Raw genomic sequence first — 18834 nt, 5'->3', positions numbered from 1 at the left:
CATGTTTTTGTTAAATTTTTGTAAATATAATGTTAAGTTTGCCGCTCAGCAGGCGCTCGATATGTTTGCGCTGACGCTCGGCGCGGTACTCTTCGGCAAGGATGTCACCTTTATAATAGAGCACCAGATCGTGCCCATTCTTGGTCTTATTGATTTTGATGTCTTGGATGACCTCCATATGCGAGTCATTGATGGCATCAGCAAATTTGATGATGCCGCCGAATGATTGAAGCTGATCGATCTGGGTAACGGTGTACCAATCCGTATAGCCGGTCAGGTATTGGTTGACGAGCGACCGGTTCTTGAAGCTGGCCAATAAAGCGATGCTTACCCGATCTTTGTGGCTGATGCCATCCAAGTCGCTGTTGGAGATGATATAGAAAGTATGCTGCGAACTGGCGCCTGTTTCGACGAATTGACCCAGATAATAAAGGTAGCTTCCGAAATGCAACAATTTCTCCATTTCCGGATTCTTATCAAAAATACCCAATCGGCACAATTCCTCATACATCATGTCGACCAACTTCACCCTTTGTTGCGCTACATGCGCTAACGTATGGTAGCTGGCGGCCAGCCTGTTGACCGTTTGAGCCGCTATGTCGAAAACGCTGAAGGCTTTGTTTTCGTACTTGTTGTTGAGAAATTCCATCACGATGCCTTCGCGCAGGCCTTTATTGCTGAACAAGAACACTGGGGCCTTCACTTCATCGAAGAGGGTATTGAATACTACATTTGCCGGTATGATCAGATCGGTGCGGTCTCGGCTCAACCCATCCAGATTCTGCAGTTGTGGAATATTCAATGACTGGAACAAATCCAATGTCTTTTGGAGGTCATTTCTGTACATACGATAACCGTGCACGCCTGCTAACCGATAATTGACTTGACGTTGGTGAACATTCGCGATGCTGCGCGCGGAACCGCCCATGGCTACAATCGGCACTTGTTTCTTGCTGAGCCATTTGATCGATTTGAACTGTTCTTTCACAAATTCCTGCATCTTCTTTATCGCTTTTGAGTCATTGTGATCTTTGCCGTCGAAGAACATCTGCTTCAAGGTCACGACCCCAAACGGGAAGCTGTGGTACTGCAGGAGCTCTTTATTTTCATAGTAAGTGACTTCTGTGCTGCCGCCACCGATGTCGATTGTGATGCCGCTGAGGAATTGGGTCGTATGCAGAACGGCATAATTTCCATAAAACGCTTCTTTTTCTTCCGGCAACAACATCATTTCGATACCGGTTTTTTTGCGCACTTGCGCAATGATGTCGTCGCGGTTAGTGGACTGGCGTATGGCAGCTGTCGCTACCGGCATAAGCGTGCTGACTTGGTACTGATCAGCGACGGACTTGAAACTTTTCAGGACTTTGATGAGTACATCGATCCCTGCTTGGGACATCTTTTTCTTCTTGTCCAAATACTGAAACAGGCGCGCGGGGGTCTTGATATTCTGGACTTGAAACATCGTAAAGTGTTCATTGATTTCAAAGATGACCAACCGGATAGTGTTGGATCCAATATCGATTAAACCTATTCTTTCTAATAACATGCGTGTCTCCTTCTGAATCCCGGATCTTCCAAGATTCCTCACTTTCCATTTTACTGGAATTTGGCAAGTTTGTCATAAAATTATCTTTTCCAGTTGCCGAAATAGGTGGAAAATGCAGAAACATGTTACGGAAAGGCATCTTATATTACAGAAGAGTTACAAAAATGCTCGTTAAAAGGCAAAACAAGCATCGAGTGAATCATTTGATACGAAACGGTAAAAGGAATGCAACCCTCCATTAAGGGAAATTCGATATAATAAGGGAGCATTTTCCAACGAGAAAAGAGAGGCGTGAGATTTTGAATCATAAAAAGCGTATAGGGAAACTGATGTTGGCCGGCTTGGCAGCAAGTCTGACCCTTTCCATTACACAAGTTCAAGGTTCCACCTTAGATACCTTAACCCAAGATGAACAAAAGACGGAAGCTCAAATCGCTTCTGTGGAAGTGACAATAGGTGAAACATTGGCATCGATCAACCTGAAGCAGATGGGGATAGATGACTTGAAGGCACAGATTGTTGCGACTGAAGAAAGCCAAATCGAAACAAAAGCGGCTATCGAAGCGCAAAAAGAAGTGATTGCGTCGCGTAAAGAACAACTGAAAACGAGGCTAGTTGCTTTACAAATTTCGGATGCAACGAAGAACCAAATTTTGATGTTGCTGGATTCCGAAAATTTTGCCGATTTCATCAACAGGGCCTATGTAGTCGGTCAATTGCAAGCTGCCGATAATGAACAGATCGAATCTGCCATTTCCGAAGAGGAGAAACTAACGGCATTGGAAGAACAGTTGGCTGAGGAAATCCAAACAGTCAAGGCTGCAGAGAGCCGCTTGAATTCCGAATCCACTGCGTTGGCTGAAGAATTGACTTCTTTGAAAGGCATCCTTTCCGAAAACCAAACCGTGTTGTCTCAGGTGAAAACGGAGTATGCTAATGAAGCCACCCGTTTGGCTGCTGAAGAGGCTCAAGCCAAAGCGGAGGAAGAGCAGCAAATTGCAGATGCTAGCAGAGCTGCTGCGGTTGCCCAATCTGCATCATCCTCGCAACCAACAGTAAGCCAAATCACAGACAGTTCCGTTGCCGCAGCTGAAACCGCGCCAGCCGTGACAGTTACTACTCCAACAGTGACGGAAACACCTGCTGCCCAAGGCAAGACATTAGTCGTATCGGCAACAGCCTATTCGCGACACGAAGCAGGCCTATCCAACTTTACCGCTACTGGCATCGACTTGTCGGTCAATCCGATGGTTATTGCGGTAGATCCTTCAGTGGTTCCATTGGGAAGCTTAGTCAGCGTGCCAGGCTACGGCATCGCAATTGCCGGGGATACTGGTGGAGCAATCGTAGGAAACAAAATTGACTTACATATGGAAGATCTGAATGCCGCTCTTGCTTTCGGCAGACAAACAGTGACGATCACCATACTGCAATAAAATAGCTACAGGAAGGTCTGCCTCCGCGAAGAGGCAGACCTTTTTTTCAAAACAAAAAAGGCGCCGTAAGCTTGTTAGAGAGCTTGCGGCGCCTTTTCTGTTGCATGATGCTATTACAAAACTTTGTTCAGGAAATCTTGCGTACGTGGGTGTTGCGGGTTGCCGAATACTTCAGCAGGCGTGCCTTCTTCGACGATATAACCGCCATCCATGAAGATGACGCGATGTCCTACTTCTCTGGCAAAGCCCATTTCGTGTGTTACCACAACCATGGTCATCCCTTGTTTTGCCAATTTTTTCATGACTTCAAGGACGTCGCCGACCATTTCAGGGTCAAGCGCGGATGTAGGTTCATCGAAAAGCATAATCTCCGGGTTCATTGCCAACGCGCGCGCGATAGCGACACGTTGTTTTTGACCGCCGGATAGCGAGCTTGGAAAAGCATCAGCTTTTTCGGACAGGCCGACTGTTTCCAATAATTCCACTGCTTTTACTTTTGCGGCTTCTTTATTTTCCCGTTTCAGTTCAACCGGAGCCAATGTGATATTGTCCATTACCGATAGATGCGGGAAAAGATTGAAATGTTGGAAAACCATACCGATTTCTTCGCGTACTTTATTGATGTCCGTGGTTTTTTCGGTGATGTCTTTTCCGTCGATCAGCACGTGGCCGTCGGTGACTTCTTCCAGCTTGTTCAGACAGCGCAGAAGGGTACTTTTTCCTGAACCGGAAGGGCCGATGATGCAGACCACTTCGCCTTCAGCTACTTCGAGGTCGATCCCTTTCAAAACCTCGTTGCTTCCGAAGCTTTTCTTCAGGTTCGTGACATTTATTTTTGCGTTAGCCATTCTTTAATCTCCCTTCAAGTTTTTTGGAAATCTTCGTAAGGATTGTGATGACGATGATGTACATCAATCCGATGATTAACCACATATTACCGGAAGCATAAGTTCTGGCGATGATGATTTTACCGGTCTGTGTCAACTCGACAAGTCCGATGATGGACAAAATGGAAGTGTCTTTCAAAGTAATGACGAATTGGTTGATGAATGAAGGAATCATGATGCGGATTGCTTGCGGCAAAATGATTTTGTTCATTGTTGTTTGATAAGTCAAACCTAAGCTGCGTCCCGCTTCCATCTGTCCGACATCAACAGCTTTGATACCGCCGCGGAATATTTCGGCCAGATAAGCTGCCGCATTCAAACTCAATGTGATGATCCCTGCAACCGTCGAACTCATCCGGATACCCATCAATTGCGGAATCGAGAAGTATACGAAGAATGCCAAGACGATCAATGGCACACCGCGCATGATGTCAACATAGATGGTTGCGATCCAGTTCAATGCCTTGTTAGGGGATACGCTGAACAAGCCAATGAAGATGCCCAGTGCCAATGCGATCATAATGGATGCAAAAGTGATCAGGATTGTTCTTCCCAAACCTTGCAATAAAGTCTTCCAGTTTTCTTGGATCAGTCCGAAGAAGGTCGTGTTGCTTGCTTCCGTGTCGGATCCTAGATAGTTGTTGACGATTTCTTCATAAGTACCGTTGGACTGCAAGTTCGCCAATCCTGTGTTGATCATGTTCAGTAGTTCCGGGTTCGTGTCTTTCGCGACTGCGATCCCGTAAGAGCCACCGGCTTCTTTATCTGTAGCCAGTTTCAATGCGATGCCTTGACCTTCGATGGCATATGCCATAACCGGATAATCCTCGAATGCCGCAACGGAATTGCCGGCGATAACGTCTTGATACATGTTGGCTGAATCATCGAAAGTCGATAAAGTGAAACCATATTCATCCTTGATGGACTCGGCAAATGTTGCGCCTTCCGTTCCGGTTTTAACGGCCACGGTCATGCCTTCCAAGTCTTCATAGCTGTCGATATCGCTATCGGCAGCAACAGCCATAACCACACCGCTTTCGAAATACGGTTCAGAAAAATCAAAAGTTTGTTTGCGTTCGTCGGTGATGCTCATACCGGCGATGACAGCATCCACTTGTTTAGCTTCCAATGCTTGAAGGGCGGCATTGAAACCCAGAGGACGGATTTCGATTCCGAAACCTTGATCTTTAGCGATTGCACGGATCAGATCCATGTCGATACCCACATAGTTGCCGTTAGCATCCTGGAATTCGAATGGGGCGAAAGTTGTGTCGGTTGCGATGATAAAAGTTTTTCCGTTCTGTGCCGGGACATCCAGGCTCGTATCAACGGAAACACCGAGGTATTTCTCTTGGATGGTTTGGTAAGTGCCATTCTCTTTCAGATTGGCCAAACCTGCGTTGAACATTGCCAGTAATTCAGGATTTGTATCTTTTGCTACTGCAAAACCGTAGGAACCGCCGGCTTCTTTGTCGGTAGCCAGTTTCAGTGCCAGACCTTGGTCCTCGATGGCGTAGGCCATTACCGGATAGTCTTCAAATGCCGCTACAGAATTGCCGGACAGGACATCCTGATACATATTAGCGGAATCTTCAAAAACAGTGGTAGTGAAGCCATATTCATCCTTGATGGATTCGGCAAATGTTGCGCCTTCCGTTCCGGTTTTGACTGCAACGTTCTTGCCTTCCAGATCTTCGTAGCTTGAGATGTCGCTGTCATCGGCAACTGCCATGACCACGCCACTTTCAAAATACGGTTCCGAAAAGTCAAAGGTTTGTTTCCGTTCGTCCGTGATGCTCATGCCGGCGATGACGCCATCGACTTGTTTTGCTTCCAAGGCCTGTAGCGCGGCATTGAATCCTAAAGGACGAATCTCCACTTCAAATCCTTGGTCCTCTGCAATTGCCTGGATGAGTTCCATATCAATGCCGACAAATTCGCCGTTCGCATCCTGGAATTCAAATGGTGCAAAAGTGGTGTCTGTCGCGATGACAAACTTTTGTGTTTCTGTTGCCTCAACTACTTCGTGCTGGGCTGACCCAAAAATAAAAAAGCCCAAAGCCATGAAGAGCATCGGCAACTTTAGTCGCAGTTTCTTGCTTAACATATTTTTTCCTCCTTATAATCAGCATTCCTTCTGAATAACCATGAGATTACGATGAAGCCTCTGCTTGAATATTCATATAATACCACATTGAGATTATATTTTAAATTCACAGAAACAACAATTATATAACGACACGGTTATGTTAGGAAATCTGACACGAAAACCAAGTTTTATAAAAACGCTAACAAAAAAGTGTCACGCAATCTGGTATATTCGGGAACGTTCGGAAATTTGCAAAAAAAGCCCTGACATGATGGCATAAAAGCTGTCATGTCAGGGCTTTTTTTAGGTCTGGTGAGGCAAGAGTGTGATCATTTAAAGGCCCGGCTCAGGTCTTCAATCGCGCCGACCAGTGCATCCAGCTTTTTTTCCATCCGGTGCAGTAGGTACATCGCGATCACGATCGGAAAGCCGGTATTGCTGATCAATTCCATATACGCCAGCACATCCACGTTCGCATCCATTCATTTTCCCTCCTTTCCTACATCTATAAAGACGTAGGAAAGGAGGGATTTGTAACTGTCAGCGTTTCGGTATCGTGATCACAAATTTTCGTTAATGCAGCGCATGATGGCTTCGGCTACGCCGTTTTCTGAGTTTTTGGAAGTGAGGTACTTCGCGAATTCCTTGACCCCATCCTCGGCATTGGCCACGGCAAAGCTGGCGCCTGCTACTTTCAGCATGGAGACGTCATTGAAGTTATCCCCAATGGCCATGACATTCTCTAAAGGAATCCCTCTTTTTTTGGCGAACTTTGCCAAAGCAATCCCTTTTTGCGCTTCCACATGGTTGATCTCGATATTATTTTTGAAGGAGGAGGTCACGACGACACGGCTGTCTTCGGCCAGTTTGGCGCGGATCGGCTCCAGTTCGCTTTGTCCGACATCGCTGAACACGAGAATCTTGAGGACTTGCTGTGCGTTGTCTTCCAGAACTTCTTTGAAATTTTCAACGTAGTTTACGTGCATCACTTCCAAACGGGCGACCGCCAGAACAAGCGCCATTTTGAAGGTCGTGTCAGGGTTTGTCTCATGCAGCAAGGAAGTCATTGACTCGATCCGGCGCACTTTGTCATCCGAAAATATGCCTTTGGATGTCATGATTTCGCAATAGAGTCCGTATTTTTTCACATCCTCCAAAATATGGCGGGTGGTTGTTTTATCGATCCCCAGGTTTTCAACCAGTTTTCCGTCTTCGTCAAATACTTGCCCGCCGTTCAGCGTGATCATAGGGCAATCGATGCCGACTTCCTGCAAGGCCGGAACAGCTTCGGTATACCCTCTGCCGGTAGCGACCATAAATTTGATGCCTAATCTATTTGCTTCATTAATGGCGCTCACGTTCGATGCGGAAACTTCCATCTTATCATTCAATAATGTGCCGTCCATATCTGAGACAATCAGTTCTATCATACATTCATCCTCCTGTTCGATAATTGCAGTATATTCACACTTATATTCTACCATGATTTTTCAATTTCACTGAAAATTTGTTCGGGGCCGACTTAAATAATCGCCCGGAAGGCGGATGTACTGAAAAAGGTGCGCACATTATGTTAAGATAGTCGCAACCGGAAATGAAAAATTTGACAGATAGTGGTGTGAAAAAATGAAAGCAATTATCCATAATGAATGGCAACAGAAATTGGAAGAGGAATTCGAAGCGCCGTATTATCAGCAGTTGCGCGCATTCCTGAAGGAAGAGTATTTGAACGAGACGGTCTATCCGAATATGCAGCATATCTGGGAAGCTTTCGAATTGACGCCTTACAAAAAGGTGAAAGTGGTCATACTGGGGCAGGATCCTTATCACGGACCCAACCAAGCGCATGGCTTGAGCTTTTCCGTGCAGAAAGGGGTCAAGCTGCCGCCTTCCTTGGTCAACATCTACAAGGAACTGCAGGATGACCTCGGCATTCCGATTGCGAAACATGGCGATTTGACATATTGGGCGAAGCAAGGCGTTTTCCTGCTGAACACGGTCCTAACTGTCCGAAGCGGGGAAGCCAATTCCCATCGCGGAAAAGGCTGGGAAATGTTGACCGACGCCGTCATCCGAGCGCTTAATGAGCGGGAGGAACCTGTTGTCTTCATCCTCTGGGGAAATGCATCGATAGCCAAAAAAGTGTTCATCGACACAACGAAGCATGTTGTGATCACATCGCCGCATCCAAGTCCATTATCTTCCTATAGAGGCTTCTTCGGCTCGAAGCCTTTTTCCAAAACAAATGAAGCACTCAAATCGTTCGGTATGGAGCCAATCGACTGGCGTTTGCCAGAATAATAGAAGGAAGGGGCATTGTCGTATGAGAGGGAAGTCATTGAAGACCAGAAAAGGAAAACTCTACTATCAGGTAGGCGGTACCGGCGATGCATTGCTTCTGTTGCACGGAAACGGCGAAAGTTCGGACATTTTCGCGAAGCAGTTTCCTTTTTTCAAGAAACACTTCACGGTCTATGCGCTTGATACGCGAGGACATGGTAGATCGGATCTGGGAGTGGAGCGGCTGACCTTCAAGCAGATCGCAGAGGATATCCTTACATTGCTCGAAAAGGAGCGGATTCAAAGGGTCCACGTGCTGGGATTCAGCGATGGAGGCAATCTGGGCCTGTATTTTGCGGCCCATCACCCAGATCGAATCGTTTCATTGATTGCGATGGGGGCAAATTACGAAGCGGACGGCCTGACTGACGCCTGCAATGAGGAGACGCTGGAACGATACGAAGAGCTGCTTGCTTTGCCGGATACCGATCCGGAAAAAATCCGTCGCCTCTGCATCCACAATCTTATGCTGGAGGAATTGGACCTTTCGGCTGAAGCCTTGCGCAGCATCCAAGCGCCAACCATGCTGCTAGCGGGGGAATTCGATCTGATCCGCGCCGACCAAACGGAGGCGATGCATCGCCTGATTCCCGGATCGCAAAAATATATCGTACCCGGGGGAAACCATGGCTTTTTCGTGGATGATCCGAAAGTGCTGGAACGAATTGCAAAAAAATTCTATACAAGCTTGTGATTTCCGGAGCGTATCAGGAGGTTCTTCCGAGAAATTATGTTAGAATGAAATTCTGAAATGTCGTCGGTGGCAGTCATTCGCTGCCGCGCAACTTTTGGACGGATAAAGTGAAAATGCAAACAAAGACACAATATGTTGCGTATTTTATAAAATCGCATACTACATATTGTGTCTTTCTTGTTGTAATTGTATCCTCGCAACCGTATAATGGGTGAATAACAGTTGGGAAAAGGGTGAGGTAAAATGAAGGTAGTATTTATGTCGTTGACCGGCCAAACGAGGAAGTTCGTAAACAAACTAAACCTTGAGACTATCGAATTGACGGCCGATAACGCCTTCCAACCGATTGAGGAGCCGTTCATCATCGTGGCCCCGACTTACGATAAAGAGGTAACGGATATTCTGGTCGATTTCATTGAGACCGACCGGAATTGCTCTTATTTCAAAGGTGTAGCAGGTGGCGGGAACCTGAATTTCGGCAAGCTTTTCGGGTTTACCGCAAAAGACTTGGCTCACGATTATGGCGTCCCGCTGCTGCACTTATTTGAGTTTCAAGGAAACGAGAAAGACATTCAGATTTTGAAAGAGAAGGTGACGGAACTTGGATAGTCCAAAATTAGTAACCAAAACAGAAGATGTAACCTATTATAAATTAAACAATGAAATCAATCGTCCGATTGATAATGCCATCCCTTTGCATAAGGATAAGGAAGCCGTCAGGGCGTATTTCCTGGAGCATGTGAATCCAAACACGGTTTTCTTCTATACGTTGGATGAAAAATTGAATTATTTGATCGAACAAGACTACATCGAAAAAGAGTTCTTGGAGAAATACCCGCTTGATTTCATCAAAAAGTTGATGCAGGATACGTACAACAAAAAATTCCGTTTCAAATCGTTCATGGCGGCCTACAAGTTCTATACCCAGTACGCGCTGAAGACGAACGACGGCAAGCGTTATTTGGAGCGTTACGAAGACCGGATCGTCTTCAATGCACTCTTTTTGGCAGACGGGGACCAGCAATTGGCTGTCGACTTGGCGGAAGAGATGATTCATCAACGCTACCAACCGGCGACGCCTACCTTTTTGAATGCAGGCAGAAAACGCCGCGGGGAATTGGTGTCGTGTTTCCTGATCCAAACGACGGATGACATGAACAGCATCGGCCGCACGATCAACAGTGCTCTGCAGTTGTCCCGCATCGGCGGAGGCGTCGGCGTCAACCTGTCGAACGTCCGGGCAGCTGGCGATCCGATCAAAAAAATCGAGAATGCATCGAGCGGCGTCGTGCCGATCATGAAGCTTCTCGAAGACAGCTTCAGTTATTCCAACCAATTGGGCCAGCGCAACGGAGCCGGCGCGGTGTACCTGAATGTATTCCACCCGGACATCGTCGCTTTCTTGTCCACGAAAAAAGAGAATGCCGATGAGAAGATCCGCGTGAAGACACTTTCGTTGGGTCTGGTCATTCCGGACAAATTTTACGAGTTGGCGGCGAAGGACGATCAAATGTATCTGTTCAGCCCTTATGATGTGGAGCGGATCTACGGTAAACCGTTTTCCTATATCGATATCACTGCGGAATACGAAAATCTGGTCAACAATCCGGAAATCTCAAAATCCAAAATCCGTGCCCGTGACCTTGAGAACGAAATCAGCAAACTGCAGCAGGAATCCGGCTATCCGTACATCATCAACATCGATACGGCAAACCGCACCAATCCGGTGGACGGAACGATCGTCATGAGCAACCTGTGCTCGGAAATTCTGCAAGTGCAGCAACCCTCCTTATTGAACGATAAACAAGAATATGAAGTGCTGGGAACGGATATCAGCTGCAATTTGGGTTCCACGAATATTCCAAACCTGATGAAATCGCCTGATTTCGGAAAATCGGTCGAAACGATGGTCCGTGCCTTGACATATGTAACCGACCATTCGAGCATCGATGCGGTCCCTACAATCAAAAACGGGAACGATCAAGCACACACGATCGGTTTGGGCGGCATGGGCCTGCACACGATGTTCGCAACCAATCAGATGCACTACGGTTCGCCGGAATCCATCGAATTCACGGACATCTACTTTATGCTTTTGAATTATTATACGTTGGCGGCCAGCAACAAAATCGCTAAGGAACGCGGGGAAGCATTCGTCAATTTTGATAAGTCCACATACTATACAGGCGAATATTTCGATGCGTATACCGATTCCGATGTCGTCTTCCAATCCGAAAAAGTGAAACAAATCTTCGAAGGAATCAAAGTGCCTACAAAGAAAGATTGGTCTGATCTGAAAAAATCCGTCCGTGAATCCGGCTTGTATCACCAAAATCGTTTGGCAATCGCGCCGACAGGTTCTATCAGTTATGTAAATGAAACGAGTGCGAGTCTGCACCCAATCACGCGTCTGATTGAAGAACGTCAAGAGAAGAAAACCGGGAAGACTTATTATCCGGCTCCGCAGCTTTCCAACGAAACGATGCCTTATTATCGCTCAGCCTATGACATCGATATGCGTCGTGTCATCGATATTTATGTCGCTGCCCAAAAGCACATCGACCAAGGCATGAGTCTGACGTTGTTCATGCGCTCCGAATTGCCGGAAGGTATGTACGAATGGAAAGAAGGGCGCACAAACAAAATGACGACACGCGATCTGAACATCCTGCGCAATTACGCATGGAGAAAAGGCGCAAAATCGATTTATTATGTGCGTACCTTTACGGAAAACAATGACGAAATCGGAGCGAACGCTTGCGAATCATGCACCATCTGATGACGCAGCGCCACTGTATTTGATTACCCGTCATGCAATAATCGGAAAGTCTAACGGAGGAATGAAGGATGGCAAATAAGCCTTATATAGCAATCAACTGGAATAGCATCGAAGACATGCTTGACAAGTTGACATGGGAAAAACTGACGGAACAATTTTGGCTGGATACGCGTATCCCGTTGTCCAATGATTTGGACGACTGGCGCACCCTCAGCAAACCTGAGCAGGATATGTTGGGGAAAGTGTTCGGCGGATTGACGCTTCTGGACACGCTGCAATCGCAGGACGGTATCGCAGCCATGAAGGAAGATATGCGCACACAACACGAGGAAGCGGTATTGAACAATATCCAGTTCATGGAATCGGTGCACGCGAAAAGCTACTCATCGATCTTCAGCACGTTGAACACAAAGACTGAGATCGATGACATCTTCAACTGGACCAACAGCAACGAATTCATCCAACGCAAAGCCAGTCTGATCAACGACATCTACAAGAGCGGGAATCAGCTGGAAAAGAAAGCGGCCAGCGTGCTGCTGGAGTCTTTCCTTTTCTATTCCGGATTCTACGCACCGCTTTGGTATCTCGGCAACAACAAATTGCCGAACGTTGCGGAAATCATCAAACTGATCCTGCGCGACGAATCGGTCCACGGCACATATATCGGCTACAAATTCCAGATCGCATACAATCAAATGTCCGAAACGGAACAGGAAGAAATGAAGAATTGGGTCTATATGCTGACGTACGAACTGTACAACAATGAAGTGAAATACACGCAATACATCTATGACGAGCTGGGCTGGACGGAGCGCGTCAAAGTGTTCATCCGCTACAACGCGAACAAAGCGCTACAGAATCTGGGCTTCGATCCGTTGTTCCCGGACACGGCTGACGATGTGAATCCGATCGTCATGAACGGTATTTCGACCGGAACCAGCAACCATGATTTCTTCTCGCAAGTCGGGAACGGCTACCTGTTGGGTGCCGTCGAAGCGATGGAAGACGAAGATTACGTTAAATGGATTGACTGACATAAAAAGCAAGGAGAGCAGCGGATTGATTCGCTGCTCTCCTTGCTTTTTTGGCGCTGACTTCCGGGCAAAATGATGGATAACTTTGTGTTATCCATCATTTTGCTTGTGATTGGGTCAGAAAACATGGATAACTTTTTTTATTCATGTTTTAGCTTGTGACTGCGACCGCAATGATGGATAACTTTTGGATATTCATCATTTTAGCTTGTAAGTGGCCCCATAAGGATGGATAACAATTGGTTATCCATCCTTAGCGTAAATAGACGATTTTAAAAAATGCTGCAGCCACATGGTTTCATTGTCATTTACAAAAGGTTAACAACGAATCAAACTGTTCTTTACAACCATTTGTTAGTATTTATTTGTAGTCAAATACGTAATGAAAAACAATGAAACCATTGTTCACAAATAAAGGAGAGAATAAAATGAGATTGTCCAACAAAAGATTGTTTGCAAGTTTGGCCTTAAGCAGTGTGCTAATTTTGAGCGCGTGCGGAACAGAAGCAGCGACGACTGCTGAGGCGGAAGTCGATCTGAACGCAATGTCATTGAGTGAAATTGAAACACAAGCCAAAGAAGAAGGCCATGTGGAATCAGTAGGGATGCCGGATACATGGGCGAACTGGGGAGAGACCTGGGAAGAACTCGAAACGACATATGGCTTGACGCATGCAGATACCGATATGAGTTCAGCAGAAGAATTGGCTTTATTCAAAGCAGAACAGAATAACCCAACGAAGGATATCGGCGATGTCGGCCAATCATTCGGGCCTGTTGCAGAAGCGGACGGTTTGACTATGGCTTACAAAACTTCGTATTGGGACGATATCCCGGAGTGGGCCAAGGACGATGATGGCGATTGGATAGTCGGTTATTATGGAACATTGGCGTTCATCACCAATTCCGAAAAAGTGACGGATGCACCAACCAGTTTTGCCGATATCCTGGCAGGTGATTATAAAGTTACGATCGGTGACGTAAATGCAGCTACACAAGCACAAAATGCGGTATTGGCTGCAGCCATAGCAAACGGCGGAAATGAAACCAACTTGGATCCCGGTATTGCTTTCTTTGCACAACTGGCTGAACAAGGAAGATTGGACTTGGGCGATACGTCATTGGCCCGTTTGGAGTCAGGTGAAATCGAAGTCGGCTTGTTCTGGGACTTCAATGCACTGAATTATGCGAATCAAGTTGCCGAAACGAATCCAAATGCCAGTTTTGAAGTGACTATTCCACAGGATGGAACGATTCAAAGCGGGTACGCAACAGTCATCAACGCGACAGCTCCTAACCCGCATGCCGCAGCGTTAGCCCGAGAGTACATCCTTTCTGATGAAGGTCAGATCAATTTGGCAAAAGGATATGCACGTCCAATTCGCGATAATGTTGAATTGCCGCAAGAAGTGCAGGATATCTTGCTTCCGGAAGAGCAGTATGTTGAGGCGCAACCGGTCTCAGATTACGATGCATGGGAAGCGGCTGCAGCTGGTCTGGGTCAAAGATGGCAAGAAGAAGTATTGACGAAAGTAAAATAATTGAGGTTGAATACAGTGGATAAAGTTATTTTTGTAGTGTTGGACGGATTGAATGCCAAGACAGCCCATAACCATATGGGCTTCTTGGAGCATCTGGTCGAAAAAGGAATAATGGCGGCTTATACCGTCAAATCAGAAATGCCCGCACAATCAAGACCCTTGTATGAAGTTTTGCAGACGGGAGTACCAGCTGCCGAAAACGGCATCACCTCGAATCGCACTGTTCGTCGTTCAAAAGAGCGGAGCATTTTTGAGATTGCGAAAGAAAATGGGCTCAAGACGGGTGCGGCCAGTTACTACTGGGTGAGCGAGCTCTACAATCATGCGCCATTTCAAGTGATGGAGGACAGAATCCAGTTGGATACGAATGCTCTCATCGAGCATGGCATTTTTTATCATGAAGATCATTACCCGGACAGTCATCTGATTGCGGATGGCGATTACTTGATCAGGAAGAAGACGACGGATTATACGCTGATCCATTCGATGAACATCGATGATGCAGGCCATAAATTCGGTGCCGGCAGTAAAGAGTATGTACAAGCGACTGTCCGCGTTGATGCTGAACTTTCCCAGTACATCTGGAGATGGATGAGCGAAGGCTACCAAGTTGTAGTCACTTCCGATCATGGAATGAATGACTATCATACCCATAATGGTATTTCAAATGAAGATCGGCTTGTTCCGCTTTATTTATTTTCGGACAAAGTGATCATCAAGGACTTCCGCAAAGAAGGAGCCGTTGTGCCTCAACTGGAAATAGCGCCATTTTTATGCAATTTATTGGGCATTCCTGCTGGAGATCGCATGCAAGCGGTTCAGGGAATCCTTATGAAAAGAGGTTCCGGCGATGCTGCAGAATGAAAAACGCAAGTACCTCATATTGTTGTTGCCGTTCGCGCTGTTGATCCTCCTATTCGAATTGATGCCGTTATCCAACATCTTCATAAATAGTTTCATGGACCCCGGAACGGGCGGCATCACGCTTGCTAATTTTACGACCATTTTTACGAGTGATTATTACTTAATGTCAATCCAGAACAGCTTGTTCGTTTCCTTGCTATCCGCATTCATCGGGATTGCGATTGCGCTCCTGGGTGCCTATGCCATCCATACTGCGGGCGACAGAATGAAAAAGTTCTACATTGCGACATTGAACATGACCTCAAACTTCCAAGGCATCGTGTTGGCTTTTGCCTTCATTCTGTTGCTAGGGAATTCAGGCATCCTGACAACATTGGGGGAAAGATGGAATCTGGTGGGACTGAACAACTACGATTTATATACTACGTCGGGGATTCTTATCACTTTCATCTACTTCCAGATTCCATTGGCTACCTTATTGCTCTATCCGTCATTTGATGGCATCAAGGCCGAATACAAGGAAGCTGCAAGTCTGATGAACGCGACGACTTGGCAATTCTGGTCAAAAATTGGTCTCCCATTGGTGTTGCCGAGCATTTTCGGAACCTTTTCCGTTCTCTTTTCAAATGCGCTGGCAGCCTATGCGACACCCTATGCCCTGCTCGGGAACAATTATGCTTTATTGCCGATCCGGATTTCCTCCATGTTTACGGGTGATGTCGTCCAACAAGTGGAGCTAGGAAGTGCCTTGTCGATTGTGATGCTCGTATTGATGAGTATGATGACAGTCTTAAGCAACAGCCTGTTAAAGAAATTCAGAAAGGGCGTGTAAAAATGAAGAAACGAAGCACTCCCTTTTCTTCATTCATCATCGTTATCCTATCCGTGATTTTGCTGCTGCCGCTGTTTGTGACGCTGTTGAATTCTATGTTCAGGGATTTGAGCAATATCATCCCGGAAGGATTCACCTTTGATTTCTATGCCGGCATTTTTGCGGGGGCAGGCGGGATGGCAGGCGCGATAGGCAGGTCGCTACTGATTGCGGTCATACCGACGCTTGCCCTGTTGGTGTTCCTTTTGTTGGCGATGTACGTCGTACAGATTCATTACCCGAAATGGGATAAGTATTTGGACCTATTGTCAAAAATCCCATACGGCATTCAAGGTGTCATCCTTGCTGTATCGATCATTTCGCTTTATGCCTCTTCCAGCACCTTTCTATCGAACCGTATTTTTTTACTGAGCTGTGCCTACGGAATCGTCATCCTGCCCTACATGTACCAAGGCATCAAAAATGCTTTAACCATGCTGGAAGTCATGCCGATTTTGGAGGCTGCAGAAACGTTGGGCGCCAGTAAGCTTTATGCCTATTTCCGGATCATCGTACCCAGCGCATTGAAAGGGTTGGTTGCGACGATTCTGCTCTCGATAGGCATTCTTTTCAGCGATTTTGTATTGGTGAATATCATTGCAGGCAGCTACTATGAAACAACTAGCATCTTCCTGGATAAAACCAGAAGTGTGTCAGGGCATGCAGCTAGCGCAATTTCCGTGGTCATCTTCTGCATCATGCTGATTTTGACGAACTTGGCGGGTTATCTGGGATCGAAAGAGACCAAAAAAGCAAAAACAAATACAAACACAAAAATGGAGTGACAGCTCCACTTTTTGTTAAGTATAGAGGAGAAATAATGGCGTATATAGAATTCAGAAATATCAGAAAATCATATGATGGTGAAAATTTAGTGTTGAAAGATCTCAATCTGCAGGTGAACGAAGGTGATTTGGTAACCTTACTAGGGCCATCCGGTTGCGGGAAATCAACGTTGCTGCGTTCGCTCGCTGGATTTGAAAGTATTGATGGGGGAAGCATTCACATCAACGGCCAGGATGTGACGGATTTTCCGCCGGGAAAACGAAATATCGGGATGGTTTTTCAACAATACTCGTTGTTCCCCAACATGAATGTAGCGGAAAATATCGCATTCGGTTTGAAGATGCAGAAAATGAACCAGAGTGTCATCAATGAAAAAGTCGCCCGCATCATTGAACTCGTGGACCTATCCGGTAAAGAGAACTATTATCCGGCGCAATTGTCCGGCGGGCAAAAACAACGGGTTGCCCTGGCACGCGCCATCGTGACCGAGCCAAAAGTGTTGTTGCTGGATGAGCCTCTGTCTGCCATTGATGCCTTGCTGCGGAAGAATCTTCAAAAGCAGATCCGCCGTATCCAGAAGGCTTTGCATATCACGACAATCTTTGTCACGCATGATCAGGATGAAGCGATGCTGATGTCGGATGTGATCCATGTCATGGCTTCCGGAAAAATAGAGCAGTCGGGTACACCAACCGAAATATATACGCATCCCGAAACGCATTTCGTAGCTTCGTTCATCGGCAACTACAATTTGTTGAACAGCTCGGATTTTTCAAAATTGACCCGGCAAAAAACGCAGGCAAGACAAGTGGCTATCCGTCCGGAGGCAATCGAGTATTTCAAGGAACCGCAGCTACAGACAGAAGACCATCTTTATTTCAAAGGGACTGTAATCGATGAAACAATCAGCGGAAATATTTTATCCTATGTGATCCAAACGGACCAAGGTGTCACGCTGCGCGCAGATCATCTTTACCGCACCTTCAATTTGCTTGATAAAGGCGAACAGGTCTTTCTGAAAGTAGAAAAGCGAAATGTTTTGGAGTTTTGAAAAAAACCTCTACACCGCCTAAAAAAGGGCAGTGTAGAGGTTTTTTTGTGTGGGTGCTGCGTTCAAAACGTTGTAACCAACCACCTGATGAAGCCTCCCATGATGATCAGATAGGTTCAATGTAGGCAACTCGGTTTTTGAATTGAGTCAATCCTGTTACTCCGAACTCGCGCAACAGGGCGATGGCATCGTCGAAATGGTAACGGTATTTGTGGATGCTGTGCGCATCCGAACCAAGACTGAAGCGGGTTCCTCCCATTTCAAGATAGAGGCCAATCAGGTAGCGGTACAAGTCTGCATTTTGGTATTCATACATACTGCGGGTGTTCAATTCCAGCGCCATTTCTTTCGCAAGGATTGCATTGAGCAGTTCCTTCAGCTGAGGCTCAAATTCCCGCAAGTCGTCTAGTGTGACCGACAGACGACGGATTCCGTAATCAAAGTGCGCGAAAATATTTGCGCCATCCAATTTGCGAACGGCTTTCGTGCAGAGTCCGAAGTATTCCCGCATGACAGCTTTGGGATCCATTTCGTCGATGATCGGCTGCAAGTAATCAAAGTGACCATTTTGATGGACGCTCAACAGGATGACATCAAACGTTTTGCCTTCCAGATAGGACACAATCTGTGTATGGGCTTCCGGTGTGTAACCGACTTCGATCCCCCTGCGGATGCGCCCGCCATGGATCCTGTTCAGTGCGTCTATTTTATCGCTGTAGGCTGCATAATCCAAGACGGTGTCCACTCCGCCGTTGTAGGCATCATGAAAATCCAGGTGTTCGGTTGTGACGATCAGATCGTCTGTTTGCTCGAGATAATTCTCAAATGATTCAGCAGAATCGGGCGAAAATTGCGTGTGCAAATGTTGATCATAATATCCCAAAATCGTTCCTCCTCGTGTATAGATGTCATC

The 18834-nt window shown here is 46.4% G+C and carries 17 protein-coding genes; 11 read left to right on the top strand and 6 right to left on the bottom strand.

The features are described from left to right. Window positions 1-10: 10 nt before the first annotated feature. Window positions 11-1549, bottom strand: coding sequence for a Ppx/GppA family phosphatase (locus WBM30_RS11310; RefSeq protein ID WP_424900812.1), 1539 nt, complete (start codon window positions 1547-1549; stop codon window positions 11-13). A gap of 299 nt (window positions 1550-1848) precedes the next feature. On the opposite strand from WBM30_RS11310, the gene WBM30_RS11305 reads away from it, so the two are divergent. After that, a complete protein-coding gene (locus tag WBM30_RS11305) occupies window positions 1849-2985 on the top strand; it encodes a 3D domain-containing protein (protein ID WP_424900811.1) in 1137 nt (378 codons plus the stop codon). Between the two features lie 113 nt (window positions 2986-3098). Here WBM30_RS11305 and WBM30_RS11300 read toward each other — a convergent pair whose 3' ends face one another. From WBM30_RS11300 to WBM30_RS11285, 4 genes are all read right to left on the bottom strand, one after another. Further along, complete coding sequence (locus WBM30_RS11300; protein WP_424900810.1) at window positions 3099-3833, bottom strand: amino acid ABC transporter ATP-binding protein; 735 nt, start codon at window positions 3831-3833, stop codon at window positions 3099-3101. After that, complete coding sequence (locus tag WBM30_RS11295) at window positions 3826-5979, bottom strand: amino acid ABC transporter substrate-binding protein/permease (RefSeq protein WP_424900809.1); 2154 nt, start codon at window positions 5977-5979, stop codon at window positions 3826-3828. Before WBM30_RS11295 ends, WBM30_RS11300 begins: the two co-directional genes overlap by 8 nt. A 311-nt stretch (window positions 5980-6290) precedes the next feature. Beyond that, window positions 6291-6443, bottom strand: a complete 153-nt coding sequence (locus tag WBM30_RS11290; RefSeq protein ID WP_084253768.1) for a YvrJ family protein — start codon at window positions 6441-6443, stop codon at window positions 6291-6293. A gap of 78 nt (window positions 6444-6521) precedes the next feature. Next, window positions 6522-7391: a Cof-type HAD-IIB family hydrolase gene (locus tag WBM30_RS11285; RefSeq protein WP_424900808.1), complete on the bottom strand. Its 870-nt coding sequence runs from the start codon at window positions 7389-7391 to the stop codon at window positions 6522-6524. A gap of 196 nt (window positions 7392-7587) precedes the next feature. On the opposite strand from WBM30_RS11285, the gene WBM30_RS11280 reads away from it, so the two are divergent. The 10 genes from WBM30_RS11280 to WBM30_RS11235 all read left to right on the top strand — a co-directional run bounded on the left by WBM30_RS11280 (window position 7588) and on the right by WBM30_RS11235 (window position 17921). Then, window positions 7588-8262, top strand: a complete 675-nt coding sequence (locus WBM30_RS11280) for a uracil-DNA glycosylase (protein ID WP_424900807.1) — start codon at window positions 7588-7590, stop codon at window positions 8260-8262. Window positions 8263-8299: 37 nt separating this feature from the next. Beyond that, window positions 8300-8995, top strand: a complete 696-nt coding sequence (locus WBM30_RS11275; RefSeq protein ID WP_424900806.1) for an alpha/beta fold hydrolase — start codon at window positions 8300-8302, stop codon at window positions 8993-8995. Window positions 8996-9238: 243 nt separating this feature from the next. Continuing rightward, the gene (gene nrdI / locus WBM30_RS11270; RefSeq protein WP_424900805.1) at window positions 9239-9604 is read left to right on the top strand and encodes a class Ib ribonucleoside-diphosphate reductase assembly flavoprotein NrdI; all 366 of its coding nucleotides are present in this window, start codon (window positions 9239-9241) and stop codon (window positions 9602-9604) included. After that, complete coding sequence (nrdE, locus tag WBM30_RS11265; RefSeq protein ID WP_424900804.1) at window positions 9597-11774, top strand: class 1b ribonucleoside-diphosphate reductase subunit alpha; 2178 nt, start codon at window positions 9597-9599, stop codon at window positions 11772-11774. The genes nrdI and nrdE overlap by 8 nt, the downstream gene beginning before the upstream one ends. 68 nt (window positions 11775-11842) lie before the next feature. Beyond that, window positions 11843-12808, top strand: a complete 966-nt coding sequence (nrdF, locus tag WBM30_RS11260) for a class 1b ribonucleoside-diphosphate reductase subunit beta (RefSeq protein WP_424900803.1) — start codon at window positions 11843-11845, stop codon at window positions 12806-12808. Between the two features lie 428 nt (window positions 12809-13236). Beyond that, window positions 13237-14349 (top strand): ABC transporter substrate-binding protein, encoded by a 1113-nt coding sequence (locus tag WBM30_RS11255; RefSeq protein WP_424900802.1) that lies wholly within the window; start codon window positions 13237-13239, stop codon window positions 14347-14349. Between the two features lie 15 nt (window positions 14350-14364). Further along, the gene (locus tag WBM30_RS11250; RefSeq protein ID WP_424900801.1) at window positions 14365-15213 is read left to right on the top strand and encodes an alkaline phosphatase family protein; all 849 of its coding nucleotides are present in this window, start codon (window positions 14365-14367) and stop codon (window positions 15211-15213) included. Then, the gene (locus WBM30_RS11245; RefSeq protein ID WP_424900800.1) at window positions 15200-16045 is read left to right on the top strand and encodes an ABC transporter permease; all 846 of its coding nucleotides are present in this window, start codon (window positions 15200-15202) and stop codon (window positions 16043-16045) included. Before WBM30_RS11250 ends, WBM30_RS11245 begins: the two co-directional genes overlap by 14 nt. 2 nt (window positions 16046-16047) lie before the next feature. Then, window positions 16048-16869 (top strand): ABC transporter permease, encoded by an 822-nt coding sequence (locus tag WBM30_RS11240; RefSeq protein WP_424900799.1) that lies wholly within the window; start codon window positions 16048-16050, stop codon window positions 16867-16869. A gap of 35 nt (window positions 16870-16904) precedes the next feature. Next, on the top strand, window positions 16905-17921 hold the full coding sequence (locus tag WBM30_RS11235) for an ABC transporter ATP-binding protein (RefSeq protein WP_424900798.1): 1017 nt from the start codon (window positions 16905-16907) through the stop codon (window positions 17919-17921). Window positions 17922-18027: 106 nt separating this feature from the next. On the opposite strand, the gene WBM30_RS11230 is transcribed toward WBM30_RS11235, so the two are convergent. Next, window positions 18028-18804 (bottom strand): PHP domain-containing protein, encoded by a 777-nt coding sequence (locus tag WBM30_RS11230; protein WP_424900797.1) that lies wholly within the window; start codon window positions 18802-18804, stop codon window positions 18028-18030. Between the last annotated feature and the right edge of the window lie 30 nt (window positions 18805-18834).

This window comes from Trichococcus sp., assembly GCF_049684335.1.
Classification (GTDB): Bacteria; Bacillota; Bacilli; order Lactobacillales; family Aerococcaceae; genus Trichococcus.
This window is presented reverse-complemented; position numbering and strand designations above follow the sequence as displayed.